Genomic DNA, 16,473 nt, shown 5'->3' on the forward strand with positions numbered 1-16,473 from the left:
ACCGACGCGGGGCAGTGTTCACGCTGCCCTGTGCCGCACTTTGTGTACGACCGCCAGCGCCAGTGCGCTGACGGCACACCCGGCGGCGATTAGCAGCGGAATTCCGGAGACGGCGGCCTCGACGACATATTCGGGGCCGGTCTGCAGAACCGGACCGACGATCTTGACGAGGAGGAAACCGAGGACGCCGATGAAGAGGAACAGCGCCGCCCTCTTGCCGAGAACCACCGCCAGGGGCTTCGGATACTGATAGGTCTGTGTCGTGCTCATGGTCGATCACCTGATGTTTTCGTCCACGGTCCAAACCATTTGGGCTGTGCCTGCCACGCTACGCCTGCAAGCAGAGTGTGCACTGGGGGATCTGAGGACGTTCGATGGGAGCAGCCGACGATCACCCGCGTGAAGCACCGCCCGGCCGAACCAGCCCCGTCTCATAGGCGAGCACGATCAGGGCAGCGCGGTCCCGGGCATCGAGACGAGTGAGCAGTCGACTGACATAGGTGCGAGCAGTGGCGGGGCTGAGGAAGAGTTCGGCAGCGATCTCGTCATTGGTCAGCCCGCGCCCGATTCCGCTGAGGACCTCGACCTCCCGTTCAGTCAGCTGATCGAGCCCATGCCCGTCCGGATAGGGTGAATGCCCCTCCGCGACGACCCGCATGACCGCGGCGGTGACAGATGGAGACAACAGGGCATCACCGGCGGCGACCGTGCGGATCGCAGCGCGCAGATCGTCGGGAGAGACGTCCTTGAGCAGGTAGCCTGCAGCACCGGCACGGATGGCGGCGAACACGTTCTCGTCCTCGTCGAAGGTGGTGAGCATGAGCACCCTGACCCCGTTCAACGCACCATCGGCGACGATGGCCCGCGTCGCCTCGATCCCGTCCATGACGGGCATGCGGATGTCCATGAGCACGACATCGGGGCGCAGCTCCCGCACATGCGACAGCCCTGACCTCCCGTCCGCCCCCTCGGCGATGACCGAAATGTCTCCGTCGCGTTCGGCCAATGGCCGCAGACCGGCCCGGACCAGCTCCTGATCGTCGACGATGACGACGCGGATCGCCTCGGTCATTCGTTCTCCTCCACGTTGATCGGCAGATGCGCGATCACTTCAAATCCTTCACCGTTCGCCCCGGCACCGAGGCGACCCCCGAGCAGCCCCGCCCGTTCCGACATCCCGCGGATGCCGGCACCGGCGGCCGTGTCCGCGGCCCCGCTGTGACCGTCATCGTGGATGCGCACGATGAGCTCGTCGCCGTGCACCCGCCCGGAGATGCGGGCCGCGCTCGCCCCGGAATGGCGGAGCACGTTCGTCACCGATTCCTGGACGATCCGAAATGCCGCGGCGTCGACGGCCCGCGGCAGCCGTGCCGGATCGACATCGAGGTCGACCGTGACGTCGAGGCCGGCGGCTCGGGCCGACTCGATGACGGAGGAGATCGAAGCCAACCCCAGCGCCGAGGCGGGTCCCGGGTCGGTCGCACCCGCGGACTCCTCGCGGAGGACCTTGACCGTGCGACGCAGTTCCCGCAGTGCCTCCGAGGTGGCACCGCGCACCCGTTCGAGTGCGGCCGCGCGGTCGTCCGGGTCCACGGCCTCGGCCGCCACTGAGGTGTGCAGGGAAGCCACGGACAGGGTATGGCCGATCGTGTCGTGGAGGTCGCGGGCGATGCGCACTCGTTCGGAGTGCATCCGCGCCTCGGCGGCTCGGGACTCCTCGGCAGTGGTGAGGGCGGCGATGCGCGCCGACTGCGTACGGGTCTCCCGGACCAAACGGACCACGGACCCCAGGGCGATCGCGGCGGCTGCCAGGGCAAGTTCAGTGACGAAGCCGTACCCGGTCAGTTGGGCGCGCGGATCGAGGTCATCGAACCGGTAGAACGTCGACACGGCAATCAAGACCGCAGCACCGAGCACCGCCCATGAGGTGCGCCGCACCTCGGCAGTCGAGTAGAGAGCACCGACGGCGGGCAGGACCATGCCGATCGGCGGCAGATTCAGAGCGTAGTAGGCGAAGATCCCGAACACGGTCACGGCCAGAACGGTCAGCGGCAGACGGCGACGCAGGAGCAACAGGGCACCGAAGCCGATGGCCCAGGCGACGCCGGGCAGCGGGGAGGACTCGGCATCGGCGGCGATGACCAGCGAGATCACCAGGGTCACCGCAACCGCCAGGGAGGCATCGGTCAGCCACGGTGCGAGGCGCTCGCGCTCCTCACCCGTCTCACTCACATCTGCCGAACCCATAGTCCAAGACTACGGAGCAAACGCGTCCGCCGCAGTCGTTCGGCGTCGATCGGGCAATCGCCTGCAGGCGACTCGAGCCTCGCCTCGGGGCGGGAGAAACTGACGCCTCAGTGTCGATGTGGCAGATCCGGCCGGCCGGAAGAGTGGGGGACATGAATACGACAACACATTCGAAACGTCCTCTGTCCTGGCCGCTCATCGTCGGTCTGTCCTCTCTGGCGCTGCTGTGGCCGCTGACCGGACTGTGGCCCATCCTCGGTGACGGCGCCGTCCGCGCCCTCATCCTGCTCGGTCTCACCGGAGCGGTGTGGATCGGGACCGTCGGCTTCGCCCGCGTCGCTCGGCCCGTACTCACCCTGACGATCTGCGGCGCGGCGCACGGCTTCCTCACCCTCGCATTCGGCGGACTGCTCGCCGGGACCGGGCTGATCAGCAGCGGGCCGGCGGTGTTCATGGCACTCATCCCGAGCCTCGGAATGGGCGCCGGGATCGGCGCCCTCACCGGACTGGCAGCCTACGGAATCCAGGCGATGCTCGGGAGGCGAGAGCAGCGATGAGACGGCGCCCGCACGCCTCTGTCGCTGCCGGGGCCGCTGTCGCGGTGGTCGCCGCGGTCGGGCTGGCTGCCTGCGGAGTGTCGACCACCTCGGTGACGGAGGCCGAGTTCGACAACGAACTGGCCATCCCGCCGTTGGCGGAATCGACGGTCAACGGCGGAGTGCGCACCTTCGACCTCACCGCTGAGAAAGGGTCGACGGAGTTTCCCGGTCAGGACGGACCGACGGAGACCTGGGGATTCAATGGGTCATTTCTCGGGCCCACTCTGCGGGCCGAACGCGGGGAGAAAGTCGCCGTCGACGTTGCGAACGACCTCGACGAACCGACGAGCGTGCACTGGCACGGGATGCATCTGCCGGCGACGATGGACGGCGGTCCGCACCAGATGATCGATCCTGGTCAGTCGTGGAAGCCGCACTGGACGATCGACCAGCAGGCCTCGACCCTGTGGTACCACCCGCATCCACATGGAAAGACCGAGGACCACGTGTACAAGGGGTTGGCCGGGATGGTCATCCTCGACGACGATGCCAGCGCCGACGCGGATCTGCCGGACGAGTACGGCGTCGACGATCTCCCGCTCATCGTCCAGGACAAGTCTTTCGACGATGGTGAGCTCGAGCTCAGCGACGACGGGGCCGAACCGGGGATGCTCGGCGACACCGTCATGGTCAACGGCACCATCGGCGGGGTGCAGGAGGTGACATCGGAGAAGGTGCGGCTGCGCCTGCTCAACGGATCGACGGCGAGGACGTACGCCTTCGAATTCCCCGATCGGTCGATGGATCTCATCGCCGGTGACGGCGGACTCCTCGACGAACCTGCCGAGGTCGATCGGCTGAGGTTGGCACCGGGTGAGCGCGCCGAGGTGGTCGTCGACTTCACCGCAGGTGAGACGGTGCGGATGCGCTCGGCCGAGGTCGACCTCGGCGGGGTGGCGGTGCCGGCGACGATGGGCGGACACGATTCCTTCGACGTTCTCGAATTCCGTGCGGCCGAGACCCTGACGCCAGCTCCCGAACCCGCATGGTCACCGTCGTCGCATGCTGGGGACGATGCCCTAGTTGAGGCTGAGGCAGCCAAGACCCGCAAGTTCGAACTCGAGGAACGTGAGATCAACGGCGAGCGGATGGACATGAACCGCATCGACGAGGTGGCCTACGTCGGTGACACCGAGGTGTGGGAGGTGCGCAGCAAGCAGCCGATCCCGCACAGCTTCCATATCCATGATGTGCAGTTCGAGGTGCTCTCGGTTGATGGGGAGGCGCCGCCGGTGGAGATGAGCGGAAGGAAGGACACGATCTACCTCGAACCGAATCGCGACTACCGGCTGCTCATGCGATTCGAGGACTTCGCCGACCCGACGATGCCGTATATGTATCACTGCCACATGCTGCTGCACGAGGACGAGGGCATGATGGGCCAGTTCGTCGTCATCGAGCAAGGTCAGGAGGCAGAAGTCGGGGTGCCGGCCGGGCATGACGGGGCCGGGCACGAGCACTGAGGCGGTGACAGTGCTCGTGCGTCATCGACAGAGCGATCACACCGCGGTGTAGCCGCCGTCGATGAGGTAATAGGCGCCGGTGACGAACGAGGCATCGTCGGAGAGCAGGAACGATACGACCTTTGCAACTTCATCGGCGGTGCCCAGGCGGCCGAGAGGGTGCTTGGCCTTGAGTCCTTCAAGCGTTTCGGCGTCCAGGCTCGATTCGAGCAGGGGAGTTGTGATGTAGCCGGGGCCGACTGCGTTGATGCGCAAGCCTTCGGTGCCGTATTCGGCGGCGGCATTCTTCGTGATGCCGACGACGCCGTGCTTGGCTGCGGTGTAAGCGCCGTTGTTGATCGCGGCGACGGTTCCGTGAACCGAAGCCATATTGACGATCGCCGACTCCGCTGCGCCGTTCTCGAGCATGGCCGGGATCTGGAAGCGCATGCCGTAGAGGACGCCGTTGAGGTTGACGTCGATGACCTTGTCCCACGAATCGAGGTCGGTCTCGCCGGCGGGCACCTGCTTGCCGCCGATGCCCGCGTTGTTCACGGCGAAGTTGAGTCCGCCGTAGGTGTCGACGGCGAACTTGACGACCTTCTCCGAGTCCTCCTTCGAGGACGTGTCCTGCCGGATTGCCGAGGCGGTGCCTCCGGCCTCGGTGACCTCACCGGCGACACGCTCGGCTGCCTCGAGGTTGATGTCGGTGATGACGACCTTCGCGCCCTTGGAGGCGAGGTCCTTGGAAATCGCCTCTCCGAGGCCCGATCCGCCTCCGGTGACGAGTGCGACCTTGTTCGTGAAATCTGCCATGGCGGTGACTCTCTTTCTCGAAAATCCTCGGGCCCAGCTGACGTGGCCCTCACCAGGCGTAACGAGGAAGAGTCGGAGAACATTCCGCTGTAAGTCGGCCTGTTCGGTCACACGGGGCATTGATCGAGGCCGGCAACAATGGTTAACTGGTTGCAATCTGCAACTGGATTGATGATCGCTGCGGCTCGAGGGGGAGCGATGGGAAAAGTGGCATGGGGTTTCACCTGTTCGATCGACGGATTCATCGCCGGGCCAGGCCATGACATGTCGTGGCTCTCGGCCTCCGAGCCGAACGCCGAAGGCACCACCGAGGGCATGGCGTCGAAAGTCGCCGTCATCATCTCCGGCCGCAGCGGCTACGACGCGGCCAAGGCGCAGGCCGCCGAACGCGATGAGCTGACGTCCGAGCCATACGGAGGTGTGTGGTCGGGGACGGAGTTCATCCTCACTCATCGTCCCGAGGATTTGGCCGATGACGCCTCGGTGACCGCGCTGAACTGCACCATCACCGAGGCGGTCGAGCGTGCCCAGCAGATCGCCGGTGACCGCGACATCCAGATCATCAGCGCCGATATCGCCCGGCAGGCACTCGAGGTCGACCTCATCGACGAACTCCAGGTCTACGTCGCCCCGGTCTTCCTCGGCGACGGCACCCGGATCTTCGATGTTCCCGGCGGACGGCGGGTCGACTGGGAGCTCAAGACGATCGATACGGCGAACGCCCGCAGCTTCGGTCGGACGTACCGACCCAAGAGACCTAGCCCTCCCGCCGACTGAGGTCCCAAAGGATCCGCAGAGCCTCCTCGTCGAACTCCTCACCGGAATCGACATCCGGTGAACCGCTCCTGACCTCGGCGTGGAGGCGTTCCATCTTCCGGTCGAGTTCGCTGGCCGCGTCGGCCGCCTCGGTGAGTTCGCCGACGAGACGTTCGGGAACGTCGCCGTCGAACTTGTAGTGGATCTTATGTTCGAGGCTCGCCCAGAAGTCCATCGCGATCGTGCGGATCTGCACCTCGCAGATGACCGGGGTCGGCCCGCTGCGGAGGAACACCGGTACCTCGAGGATCGCGTGCAGGCTGCGGTAGCCGTTGGGCTTCGGCTCTGCGATGTAGTCCTTGACCTCGACGAGGCGGACGTCGTTCTGCGCGGTGAGCAGCTCGAGGACGTGGTAGGTGTCGGCGATGAAGCTGCAGGTGATGCGGATGCCTGCGATGTCGGTGATCTCGCGGCGGATGATCGCGGTGTCGAGCGGCAGGCCCCGACGGTGGACCTTCTCCAGCAGGCTCCGTGGCGACTTCACGCGAGAGGAGATGTGCTCGATCGGGTTGTAGCTGCGCGTGTGGACGGACTCCTCGCGCAGGATCGAGATCTTCGTGAGCACCTCGTCGATGACGAAGCGGTGGTGCATGATCAGCTGCGAGAAATCCAGGCGCAGCTGACGGATGCTTTCGATCTGCTGTGGTGTCAGGGCGGTCTCTGTTGGCGTCATCTCTTTCCGGATCTCCATTGTGGCCTCAGTGTATCGGCGGAACATCTGTTCTGTGTCAGTGCCGAGGAGTACCGTTTTGGCATGTGCAGAAACATCAGGACCCTCCATAATTTCGAACCTGCCGCCACCTCCGACGAAGTCCACGCCGCCGCACTGCAGTATGTGCGCAAGATCGCCGGCACGACGAAGCCCTCGCAGGCCAATGCTGAGGCCTTCGACGCTGCTGTCGAGGAGATCGCCCACACCACCCAGCACCTCCTCGATGCGCTGGTGACGAACGCGCCGCCGAAGAATCGAGAGGAGGAAGCGGAGAAGCGGCGAGCCAGATTCGCGGCTCGCGCATGACGATCGCCGGACTTGTCCTCGCCGGCCTCGCCGCCGCCCTGCACGTCTTCATCTTCTACTTGGAGTCCATCGCCTGGACGAGTCCACGTGCCCGCGCCACGTTCGGCACGACCGAAGCCGAGGCTGCGGCGACGAAGTCCCTGGCCTTCAACCAGGGCTTCTACAACCTCTTCTTGGCCCTCGCTGTGTTCATTGGCCTCATCGTCTTCGGCGCAGGCTCTGCCGCGGTCGGTCTCACCCTCGTCTTCGTCGGGGCAGGATCGATGCTCGCCGCAGCGCTGGTGCTCGCACTCTCAAGCCGTGAGCTGCTCGCCTCCGCGCTCAAACAGGGCACGCTGCCGTTGTTCGGTGTGGTCTGCCTGCTCGTCGGTGTGCTGGTCTGAGTCGCAGCGATCTGACTCAGCCGGCGAATCGATGATCGGCGGTAAGGTCCTGCGTGATCCTCGCCGAGGCGGTCCGCAGGACCCGCATGATCGCGGGCACGCCTTTACGGTGCTCCGAATCGATGACGACGCCGAGCCCGGCGATCGCCGCCCCGCCGGCGTCGAAGACAGGAACCGTGATTCCTGTCGTGCCCTCATCGATATGGCCGGAGAGCTCGGCGAAATGGTGAGAGCGGATGGAAGTGAACATCTTGCGCAGAGCTGCAGGATCCGTTGTCGTCTTCTCCGTGATGGCAGACAGCGGCCCCCGCAGATACGCCTCACGAACATGTTTGGGCGCATAAGCCAAGAGCACGAGTCCACAGGACGACGCATGAGCCGGCAGTCGACCGGCGGTCTTCGACCGGTGGATGACCGCATTCGGCGCCGACATGCGCTCGATGATGAGCACCTCCCGCTCCCGCAGGATGCCCAACTGGGTGTTCTCACCGACGAACTCGTGTACACCCATCATGTGCGGTCTGGCCACCGAAGCCAGATCGACGGCATCGGAGGCGCGGTTCGACAGCTCCCACATCCCGACGCCGATCCGGATGCGGCCGTTGGGGTCGCGCTGGAGCAGATCGTGACGCATCATCTCACCGATGAGTCGGTAGGCCGTCGACTTCGGCAGTTCGGCACGCTCGGCGATCTCGTCGGTGCTCAGGCTCTGATGGTCCGGGTCGAAGGATGCGAGCACGCGCACGAGCCGATCGATCATCGAGTCGCCGGAAGGAGAGTTCGCCATGCCTCGGATTCTAGCGGTTCTCCATCGAAATTCTCAATGAATGGGAGCGTTGTGGCTTCGGGTGGTGCGGGTCACTACTGTGACGAGAGGTGCACCACAGTCCCGCCCCGACAAAGAAGTGAGGACAGACAATGACTGATTTCCTGGGAACCGACTGGCACGAGAAGATCTTCACCGGCACCTGGGCCGCCGGCTCAGGAGAGACCTACGACGTCATCGAACCGGCCACCGGTGAGACCCTCGGCCGCCTCGGTGCCGCCAGCGCCGACGACGTCACCGCCGCCGCCACGCGAGCCGCCGCTGCACAGAAGGATTGGGCAAGGACCACCCCGGCCGAACGGGCCGCAGTGCTGCGCCGCGCCGGTGCTCTGTGGGCCGAACACGCCGAAGAGCTCTCCGGATGGATCATCCGCGAAGCCGGCTCCATCCCACCGAAGGCCGCACTTGAGATCTCCTCCGCCGAAGCCATCTGCTTCGAATCCTCCGCCTTGCCCAGCCACCCCAAGGGGCAGGTGCTCACCTCGAACGAACCCCGCTGGTCCTTCGCCCGCCGAGTGCCCGCCGGAGTCGTCTCCGTCATCGCCCCGTTCAACTTCCCCCTCATCCTCGCTATGCGCTCCGTCGCCCCGGCCCTGGCATTGGGCAACGCGGTCCTGCTCAAGCCGGACCCGCGCACCGCCGTGTGCGCCGGAGTGGCGATCGCGAAGGTCTTCGCCGAGGCGGGACTGCCCGAAGGACTGCTCCAGGTCCTGCCCGGCGGCCTCGACGCCGGTGAAGCCGTCGTCGCCGCACCCGAGGTCTCCGTCATCTCGTTCACCGGCTCTACCGCGGCCGGACGCAAGGTCGGCGAAGCCGCCGGTCGCCTCCTCAAGCGCTGCCACCTCGAGCTCGGGGGCAACAATGCGCTCGTCGTCCTTCCCGGAGCCGAGGTCGGTCCCGCCACCTCGGCGGGGGCCTTCGGATCGTGGATGCACCAAGGCCAGATCTGCATGACCACAGGCCGCCACCTCGTCCACGAATCCATCTACGACGAATACATCGAACAACTGGCCGAACGCGCCCGCAACCTGCCGGTGGGCAACCCCGCCACCGAGGAGGTCGCGATCGGACCGATCATCGACGAGAAACAGCGCACCCACGTCCGCGACATCCTCGACAAAGCCATCGCCGACGGTGCCACACTCGTCGCCGGCGGGCCGGGCGAAGGGGCCTTCGTCCCGCCCACGGTGCTCACCGACCTCAGCCCTTCGAACCCCGCCTGGGCGCAGGAGATCTTCGGACCCGTCGCCCCGGTGGCCCGCTTCTCCACCCTCGAAGAAGCCGCCGAGATGGTCAATGCCAGCGAATACGGACTCTCCTTGGGCATCCTCGGCGATGTGGGTCTGGCCATGGACCTCGCCGACCTCGTCGACACAGGGAAGGTCCACATCAACGAACAGACCGTCTCCGATGAGGCCAACGTCCCCTTCGGTGGCATGAAGGACTCCGGCAACGGATCCCGTTTCGGCGGGGCTGAGGCCAACATCGAAGCCTTCACCGAAACCCAATGGGTGACGATGCGCTCGTCCATCGCGCCTTACCCGTTCTGACCTGCACGACAACACCCCGGAGACACCGATGTCCGCAACCACCCCATCCGCATCCACGACCGGTTCCGCCTCGGCGGGCCGCTGGCCGGCCGTCCTGTGCTGGCTGGCTGTCGCTTTGGAGGGCTTCGACCTCGTCGTCCTCGGCGCGGTCATCCCTGAGTTGCTGGCCACCGAGGCCCTCGGATTCACCCCCGAGGCGGCCACAATGGTGGCCACGCTCAGCCTCGTGGGCGTCGGCCTCGGCGCCGTATCCGTCGGCCCCGTCGTCGACCGGATCGGACGACGGTGGGCGATCATCGGCTGCGTCATCGGCTTCAGTGTCTTCACTCTGCTCGTCGCGTTCGCTCCGAACGTCGCACTGTTCACCACCTACCGGTTCATCGCCGGACTGTTCCTCGGTGCCGTGATGCCCAGCGCTCTCGCCTACATCAGCGAGTACAACAAGTCGGGTAAGACTGGAAAGGCCACGACGCTGACGATGACCGGCTACCATGCCGGCGCCGTCGCGATCTCCCTGCTGGCCGTCGCCTACTCCCACAATTGGCACCTGCTCTTCCTCGCCGGCGGAATCGCCGGCCTCGTCATGGTGCCCCTCCTGATCTGGAAGCTGCCCGAATCCGAAGTCTTCCTCATCGCTCAGGAACTCAAACGCAACCCCGCTGCCGCGGAAGCGGTGGACGCCGACGCCGTCGACCCGTCCGGCACCGTCGACGCGCAGGCGAAGACAGGAATGGCGGGACTTTTCGAGGGCAAGCTGGCGCTGGTGACCATCGGCGTGTGGGCAGCGAGCTTCATGGGACTCCTGTTGGTCTACGGACTCAACACCTGGCTGCCGAAGATCATGGCCGACGCCGGCTACGAGGTCTCGGACTCGCTGGTCATGCTCTTCGTCATGAACATCGGCGCCGTCGTCGGACTCGTCCTGGCCGGCTGGCTGGCCGACAAGCACGGGACGAAGAAGATCGTGCTCATGTGGTTCGTCCTCGCAGCCATCTTCCTCGCCGCACTGTCGATTCCGATGACCAGCCAGGTGCTGCTCAACATCGCGGTATTCATCACCGGAGTCTTCGTCTTCTCCGCCCAGGTGCTCGTCTACGCCTTCGTCTCGGCCATCTACCCGGCTCAGGCCCGCGGCACCGCGCTGGGCATGGCTTCGGGCATCGGGCGGATCGGTGCCATCGTCGGTCCGTTCATCACCGGTGCCCTCGTCACCGCGGGCATCGCCTACCCGTGGGGCTTCTACCTCTTCGCCGTCGTGGCAGTCCTCGGGTTCGCTGCCATGGCGATCGTGCCGAAGTCGCTACGCTGAAAGCATGACTCGGTGGATCGATGCCACGTTCGTTCGCGGCGGCACAAGCAAGGGACTGTTCTTCAGCGAATCCGCGCTGCCACCTTTGGGCACCGGCGGGGACACGGCGGAGTGGGACACGATCTTCTGCCAGGCGATGGGCTCGCCCGATCCGTTCGGCCGTCAACTCGACGGAATGGGCGGGGGAATCTCCTCGCTGTCGAAGATCGTCGTCGTGGCCGCCTCGGCGAGGGACGGGGTCGACCTCGACTACACGTTCGGTCAGGTCTCCGTCACCGAGGCGGCCGTCGACTATTCCGGCAACTGCGGAAATCTGTCGTCCGGGGTCGTGCCCTTCGCCCTGTCGGCCGGGCTGATCTCCGCAGCCGACGGATGGAATGTCTTCCGGCTGTTCAATACGAACACGCAGAAACTCGTCGACGTCGGCCTCGGCGTCGTCGATGGGCAGGCCGACGTTACGGGAGATCTGGTGCTGCCCGGAGTCAGCGGAACGGGCGCTCCGCTCGAACTCATCTACCCCGACCCGGCCGGCAGCCGCACCGCCGGGCTCCTGCCGACAGGGAAGGCAGCCGAGTCCATCACTGCCGGTGGGGCGATGTTCGAGGTCAGTCTCGTCGATGCCACCCTGCCCGTCGTCATCGTCCCGGGTGCTGCGATCGGACTCAAGGGCACCGAATCTCCGGAGGAGATCGACGCGAACGAGCACGCGATGGGCATGATCGCGGAGCTGCGCCGCAACGCCGCTGTGCGGATGGGTCTGTGTGAGTCACCGGAGGAAGCGCCGGACGTCGTGCCGAAGGTCGCCGTGGTCACCGCCCCACAGCCCACCCGACTGCTCGACGGAACGACCCTGGCCGCCGAGGAGGCCGACCTGCTCGTGCGAATGATCTCCATGGGGCAGACGCACAAAGCCGTGCCCGGAACCGGAGCCATGTGCCTGGCCGCGGCCGCGCAGATCCCGGACACGATCATCAACCGCATCATCCGACGCTCCAGGCCCGGGTCCGACACCGGGGACGAAGACAAAAATGTCGGGCCGGAAGTGCGGCTGGCCACCCCTTCGGGCGTCGTCACGGCCGGTGCCGTCTTCGACGCGGACACGGTGACGGCCACCTCCCTCTTTCGCACGGCACGAGTGCTCATGCGGGGGCAGGTGGCCGTCACCGACTAAGCGTCACCAACCGTTGTGGCGACCGTTCTTCCCGGCGTTCTTGCCTCCAGGGTGATCACCGTCGCGGCTGCCCCAATGGTTGCCGTTCTTGCCACCGTTCTTCCCCGCGTTCTTTCCGCCGGGGTGGTCGCTCGAACCGTCGGCGTCGGCGTTTTCCGCAGCGTCTGCTCCGGCGTCGTCGTCCCCGCCTTCATCTGAGGAGTCGAAGAGGCCGACGACGACCGGATCATGGTCGGAAGCCCGGAACTGGTCCGGAGCGAAGAGGTCGCTGACGTTGTAGTTGAAGCGGCTGTATTCGAGCGCCAGGGACTCGACCGAGTTGATGTTCCAGACATCGGCCCCGGTGACGGAGCCGAAGGCCGTTGCCTCCGTGCCTGCACCGTCGGCTTCGTCCGAGGCGTCGAGGGCGAGGACATGATCGAGGCTGCCTGTGCGCGAACCGAAGACATACGTGGATTCGTCCGTCTTCTCCGCCGCGATGTCCTTGTATCCGGCCTCGTAGAAGACCTGCATCGGGTCCTCCTGAGTGTAGGAGTTGAAATCGCCGAGGAGGTAGACCAGGTCGCTGTTCGTTGCCTCCTGTTGGTCACCGGCAAACCCGACGAGCGCTTCGGCCTGCTTCACGCGATCGGCGTTCGACGCGCCCTGACCGTCACCGGAGTCCTCGTTGCCCGGACCTGACCCGGATCCCTTGGACTTGAAGTGGTTGGAGATCGTCACGAAGGTCTTGTCCTTTTCGATCTCACCGGTACCGTCCTTCGGCGCGAACGCCTGGGACAGGGGTTCGCGGGCATTGGAGAACGCATCCTGATCGTCAAGGATCGTGGATTCGTTCTGCGGAGCAACCTCGGCGGGTTGGTAGATCAATGCCGTGCGGATGACATCCTCATCGGACGGAACGGCGGAAGGGGAGTCGACGAAGTCCCATTTCTCGGTCCCGGCCGCCTCGTTGAGGCGTTTGACCAGGGTCGCCAGGGCATCGTCGCGGTCCTTGCCGAACGCGGCGGAATTCTCGATCTCCATGAGCGAGACCACCGAGGTGTCGAGCTTGTTGATCGCGGTGACGATCTTCGTCTCCTGACGCTTGAGACTCTCCGCATTCGCGGCACCACGGGCATCGCAGCCGCCGCGGACGGTGATGTGGTTGCCCTCGCGGTCGTCGTAGTACTGGCAGCCAGAGAGCTGGTCACCGGTGGTGGTGAAGTAGTTGAGGACGTTGAAGCTGGCGAGGCTGACCTGCCCGCCAACGGCCTCGGGGGCCTCGGTGCGAGTGTCGGTGAAAGTGGTCGGCTGGACCGCCTCGGCGTTGTCACCGGTCAGACGGGTCGTCGGCTGGAATCGCCACTTCTCGTGATCGAAGCCGAGCACGACCGGGGAGGTGAAGTTCGCCTGCGCACCGACGCGGACCGGGTCCTCTTTGCTGAGGTAGGGCAGGGGGATGTCCTTGTCGGCCTTGAGGAAGTTCACGGTGGCGCCGTCGTCGAGGACGACCTCACGGTCGAGGTTCTCGGCTTCCAGAGCCTTTGCCTCGGGGGTGCCGGGGCGGTGAACGTCGGTGGGTTGGTCGAGCATGCCCTCACCGGTGGCGAGGACGACCTCGCCGTACGTATTCGTGTTGTAGTTGTCGGCCACGGTCAGCGATTCGCTCGGCTGCAGGAGCATGCCTTCGAGGGATTCGCGCTTCTCATCTCCTGCAGGAAAGGCGTCTTCGACGGGTTTGACCGCCTCGGCGGGTTCGTCGACCGTTTTGAGACCGGACGCGGATACGGAGATCTGGGTCTGACCGTAGTGTTCGGATACGGTGCCGGTGACCTCGACATGGTCGTCGATGCTGATATCGGCGACGGTGTCGGGGGAGTAGACGAAGATGCCGTCGGATGCTGCACCGTCGGCACGGTCGGCTCCGCCGGTGCCCGGGGTCTGGATGTAGTAGCCGTTCAGCCCGCCCTCGGGGTAGGCGGCGGTGACGACACCGCGGGTGGTCACGGTCTTGCCTTGGATGGGGCTGGCGTCGCCCGTGCCCTGGATGTCGGCGATCGGCGTGACGCCTTCGGGAGTTTCGCCGTCGTCGCCATCGTCGTCGCCGTCGTCGCTGCTGTCGGGCAGGGCGTCCGGGGTGGGGGCTGCCGACTTCCATGCGTCGCCGGTGAGCTGGATCGACTGGCCGCCGGCGGCAGTCGCACCGGTCGGTTCGGCTTCCTGGCCGATGACGAGCGCGGGGGTGAAGGTGTTCTTCGTGCCGGTGACGCCCTTGCCGTCGACGACGCCGCCGATCTGCTGGAAGTCGACCAGCTCGCCGTCATCGTCGATGACGAAGGCGCTCGAGCCGTACTCGCCGTCGGCGGCCGAACCGGCCTTGACGGAGTTCGTGATCGACACGTCGATCGCGACGGCACCGGAATCGCCGACCGTCGTGTCCTCGGGCACGGTGACGGTGTTCTCCTGCGCCTGGACGCTGCCGCCGCGTGTCACCGAACCGAAGGTCCACCCGGAGATGTCGGTGCCGGGGTCGGCGGCGACTTCGATGAAGTCGGTCGCGAGGGTGTAGGCGATTTCGGAGATGTGGATGTCGCTGTCTGCGGCGGCATCTGCTGCGGCTGCCGGTGCGAGGGGGAGGGCCAGGCCCGCGACGAGACTGAGCGCCGCGGCGGAAGAGAGGGTGGTCGTGACTTTCATGGGAGCCTTTCGGGCGGATGAGCGGCTGTGCGCACCGTGACGATCACGTGGGCAGTCCCTTGCACCCTAGCGGCTCACTCATCGACGACAGCGGCGAAGATGTGAACAACTTGTGAACAGTCGAACAGTCCACTGAGTGCCACGGGTGGCACTCATCCTACACAACCCGCCCTGCCCCAGAACTACCTGACGGCTGTGAGTCTTGGTAGTGGCTGGTCTGGGACCGGCTGGCAGAGTAGGTGCTGGCCTCTCCACCCCGTGATCGTGACTCAACCTGGCGGTGACCCACCCCCTTTTGGTGGTGTCTTCGGGCCGATTTGTCCGATCACATGGGTGGTGCGGCCGGCACCGACTCGGCCCACCTCGGTAACTTGATCAGAAGGCTGTCCGCCCCTTGCCGGGGCGTGACTCATCACAGTGTTGTTCCGAAGTGACCTCATCCCGGACCGGTACCGGCCGCAAGCGGCCGCACAACCTATCGGTCAAACAGGGAGCTTCGAACCGCTATGTCCATTGTCGCGCACTTATACAACTTCTTCATCGGCGTCGATACACACGCCAGAAAACACGTCTACACGATCATCACCAACACCGGCATCCTCGTGGCTACCGGCAGCTTCCCGACATCTCGGGCCGGCATCAAACGGGCCCTGACCTGGGCAGGCCGGTGGACGAAAGGTGACCTCGACACCCTGTGGGTCGTGGAAGGAACCGCATCCTACGGGGCGGTGCTGACCGGTCATATCGCCACGACCGAATACCCCGTGGTCGAAGCTGGACGCATGGATGCCAAAGCCCGGTACGGCGTGGGTAAGAGCGATGAGCTCGACTCCTACCGGATCGCGAAGTCCGTGCTGGCGCTACACACCGACCAGCTGCGGTGGCCACGCCAAGGCGAAGGAGTCCGCCAGGGCCTGCGCGTGCTGTTGGCAGCCCGGGACGCGATGACCACCGAACGGACCCGGATGATCAACTCCCTGACCGCGTTGGTGCGCACTGTCGCTCTGGGAATTGATGCCCGTAACTCGTTGACCGATGCCCAGTTCGTCGAGATCTCGAAGTGGCGGTCGAGGAAGGAAGACATCGGCCTGGCCACGTCCCGGGACGAAGCGGTCCGTTTAGCTCAACGCGTCCTCGATCTTGATGACGATCTGCAGGACAACCATGACAAGCTCGCTGAACTTGTTGAGGCCAGTCCGGCGGCAGTCTTGCTGGCCGAACCCGGGATCGGTACGTTCACTGCCGCGGTGTTCTTCACCGCCTGGTCGCATCCGGGACGAGTCCGTAACGCGGCTGCGTTCGCAGCCCTGGCAGGGGCGAATCCGATCCCTGCTTCGTCGGGCAACACGCAACGACACCGGTTGAACAGGGGTGGGGATCGGCAGTTGAACCGGGCCCTGCACACGGTGATCACGAACCGGATGATCCACGATGAGAGAACCAGGGATTATGTTGCCCAGCGCTTTGGTGAGGACCCGACGAAGAAGTCGAAGAGGGAACTCAAGCGCAAGCTCAAATGGTATCTCGCGCGTCGAGTTTTCAAGATTCTCAACGGGCTAGAAACAATTCCCACGCCGGCTTGACAGACATAGAAGGATCGGCCCAGCAACCTCGCGCGAG

General features: G+C 65.4%; 16 protein-coding genes. 9 read left to right on the top strand and 7 right to left on the bottom strand.

Annotation, left to right across the window (positions count from 1 at the left end; translation table 11 throughout):
* Window positions 1–18 precede the first annotated feature (18 nt).
* From ACVZTU_RS04050 to ACVZTU_RS04060, 3 genes are all read right to left on the bottom strand, one after another.
* Window positions 19–270: a hypothetical protein gene (locus ACVZTU_RS04050; protein ID WP_482401476.1), complete on the bottom strand. Its 252-nt coding sequence runs from the start codon at window positions 268–270 to the stop codon at window positions 19–21.
* 121 nt (window positions 271–391) lie between these two features.
* The gene (locus ACVZTU_RS04055) at window positions 392–1,072 is read right to left on the bottom strand and encodes a response regulator (RefSeq protein WP_482401477.1); all 681 of its coding nucleotides are present in this window, start codon (window positions 1,070–1,072) and stop codon (window positions 392–394) included.
* A complete protein-coding gene (locus tag ACVZTU_RS04060) occupies window positions 1,069–2,247 on the bottom strand; it encodes a histidine kinase (RefSeq protein WP_482401478.1) in 1,179 nt (392 codons plus the stop codon). The genes ACVZTU_RS04055 and ACVZTU_RS04060 overlap by 4 nt, the downstream gene beginning before the upstream one ends.
* Window positions 2,248–2,399: 152 nt before the next feature.
* On the opposite strand from ACVZTU_RS04060, the gene ACVZTU_RS04065 reads away from it, so the two are divergent.
* Both ACVZTU_RS04065 and ACVZTU_RS04070 read left to right on the top strand, forming a co-directional pair.
* Entirely contained in the window at window positions 2,400–2,804 is a 405-nt protein-coding gene (locus tag ACVZTU_RS04065) for a hypothetical protein (protein ID WP_172175116.1), read from the top strand.
* On the top strand, window positions 2,801–4,309 hold the full coding sequence (locus tag ACVZTU_RS04070; protein WP_482401479.1) for a multicopper oxidase family protein: 1,509 nt from the start codon (window positions 2,801–2,803) through the stop codon (window positions 4,307–4,309). Before ACVZTU_RS04065 ends, ACVZTU_RS04070 begins: the two co-directional genes overlap by 4 nt.
* A gap of 36 nt (window positions 4,310–4,345) precedes the next feature.
* Here the strand turns inward: ACVZTU_RS04070 and ACVZTU_RS04075 are convergent, their stop codons facing one another.
* Window positions 4,346–5,104: an SDR family NAD(P)-dependent oxidoreductase gene (locus ACVZTU_RS04075; protein ID WP_482401480.1), complete on the bottom strand. Its 759-nt coding sequence runs from the start codon at window positions 5,102–5,104 to the stop codon at window positions 4,346–4,348.
* 198 nt (window positions 5,105–5,302) lie between these two features.
* Here ACVZTU_RS04075 and ACVZTU_RS04080 point away from each other — a divergent pair, with 198 nt between their 5' ends.
* Complete coding sequence (locus ACVZTU_RS04080) at window positions 5,303–5,881, top strand: dihydrofolate reductase family protein (protein WP_420095628.1); 579 nt, start codon at window positions 5,303–5,305, stop codon at window positions 5,879–5,881.
* On the opposite strand, the gene ACVZTU_RS04085 is transcribed toward ACVZTU_RS04080, so the two are convergent.
* The gene (locus ACVZTU_RS04085; protein WP_172175104.1) at window positions 5,862–6,593 is read right to left on the bottom strand and encodes a GTP pyrophosphokinase; all 732 of its coding nucleotides are present in this window, start codon (window positions 6,591–6,593) and stop codon (window positions 5,862–5,864) included. The two genes, ACVZTU_RS04080 and ACVZTU_RS04085, sit on opposite strands and share 20 nt — an antisense overlap.
* An 81-nt stretch (window positions 6,594–6,674) precedes the next feature.
* On the opposite strand from ACVZTU_RS04085, the gene ACVZTU_RS04090 reads away from it, so the two are divergent.
* Both ACVZTU_RS04090 and ACVZTU_RS04095 read left to right on the top strand, forming a co-directional pair.
* On the top strand, window positions 6,675–6,938 hold the full coding sequence (locus ACVZTU_RS04090) for a DUF2277 domain-containing protein (RefSeq protein ID WP_039207958.1): 264 nt from the start codon (window positions 6,675–6,677) through the stop codon (window positions 6,936–6,938).
* Window positions 6,935–7,321 (top strand): DUF1304 domain-containing protein, encoded by a 387-nt coding sequence (locus ACVZTU_RS04095; RefSeq protein ID WP_139907082.1) that lies wholly within the window; start codon window positions 6,935–6,937, stop codon window positions 7,319–7,321. Before ACVZTU_RS04090 ends, ACVZTU_RS04095 begins: the two co-directional genes overlap by 4 nt.
* A 16-nt stretch (window positions 7,322–7,337) precedes the next feature.
* Here the strand turns inward: ACVZTU_RS04095 and ACVZTU_RS04100 are convergent, their stop codons facing one another.
* Entirely contained in the window at window positions 7,338–8,108 is a 771-nt protein-coding gene (locus ACVZTU_RS04100; RefSeq protein ID WP_039207955.1) for an IclR family transcriptional regulator, read from the bottom strand.
* A gap of 131 nt (window positions 8,109–8,239) precedes the next feature.
* Here ACVZTU_RS04100 and ACVZTU_RS04105 point away from each other — a divergent pair, with 131 nt between their 5' ends.
* The 3 genes from ACVZTU_RS04105 to ACVZTU_RS04115 are packed head-to-tail and all read left to right on the top strand — an operon-like array spanning window position 8,240 to window position 12,177.
* Window positions 8,240–9,697 (top strand): benzaldehyde dehydrogenase, encoded by a 1,458-nt coding sequence (locus tag ACVZTU_RS04105; protein ID WP_482401481.1) that lies wholly within the window; start codon window positions 8,240–8,242, stop codon window positions 9,695–9,697.
* Window positions 9,698–9,725: 28 nt separating this feature from the next.
* Window positions 9,726–11,006, top strand: coding sequence for an MFS transporter (locus ACVZTU_RS04110; RefSeq protein WP_172175098.1), 1,281 nt, complete (start codon window positions 9,726–9,728; stop codon window positions 11,004–11,006).
* A 4-nt stretch (window positions 11,007–11,010) separates the two neighbouring features.
* A complete protein-coding gene (locus tag ACVZTU_RS04115; RefSeq protein WP_139469252.1) occupies window positions 11,011–12,177 on the top strand; it encodes a PrpF domain-containing protein in 1,167 nt (388 codons plus the stop codon).
* Window positions 12,178–12,180: 3 nt separating this feature from the next.
* On the opposite strand, the gene ACVZTU_RS04120 is transcribed toward ACVZTU_RS04115, so the two are convergent.
* Complete coding sequence (locus ACVZTU_RS04120) at window positions 12,181–14,853, bottom strand: ExeM/NucH family extracellular endonuclease (protein ID WP_482401482.1); 2,673 nt, start codon at window positions 14,851–14,853, stop codon at window positions 12,181–12,183.
* 506 nt (window positions 14,854–15,359) lie between these two features.
* Here ACVZTU_RS04120 and ACVZTU_RS04125 point away from each other — a divergent pair.
* Window positions 15,360–16,436 carry an IS110 family RNA-guided transposase gene (locus ACVZTU_RS04125; protein WP_139470449.1) on the top strand — a complete coding sequence of 359 codons (1,077 nt, stop codon included), beginning with the start codon at window positions 15,360–15,362 and terminating at the stop codon, window positions 16,434–16,436.
* The last annotated feature ends 37 nt before the right edge of the window (window positions 16,437–16,473 follow it).

This window comes from Brevibacterium sp. OS20, from assembly GCF_056837565.1.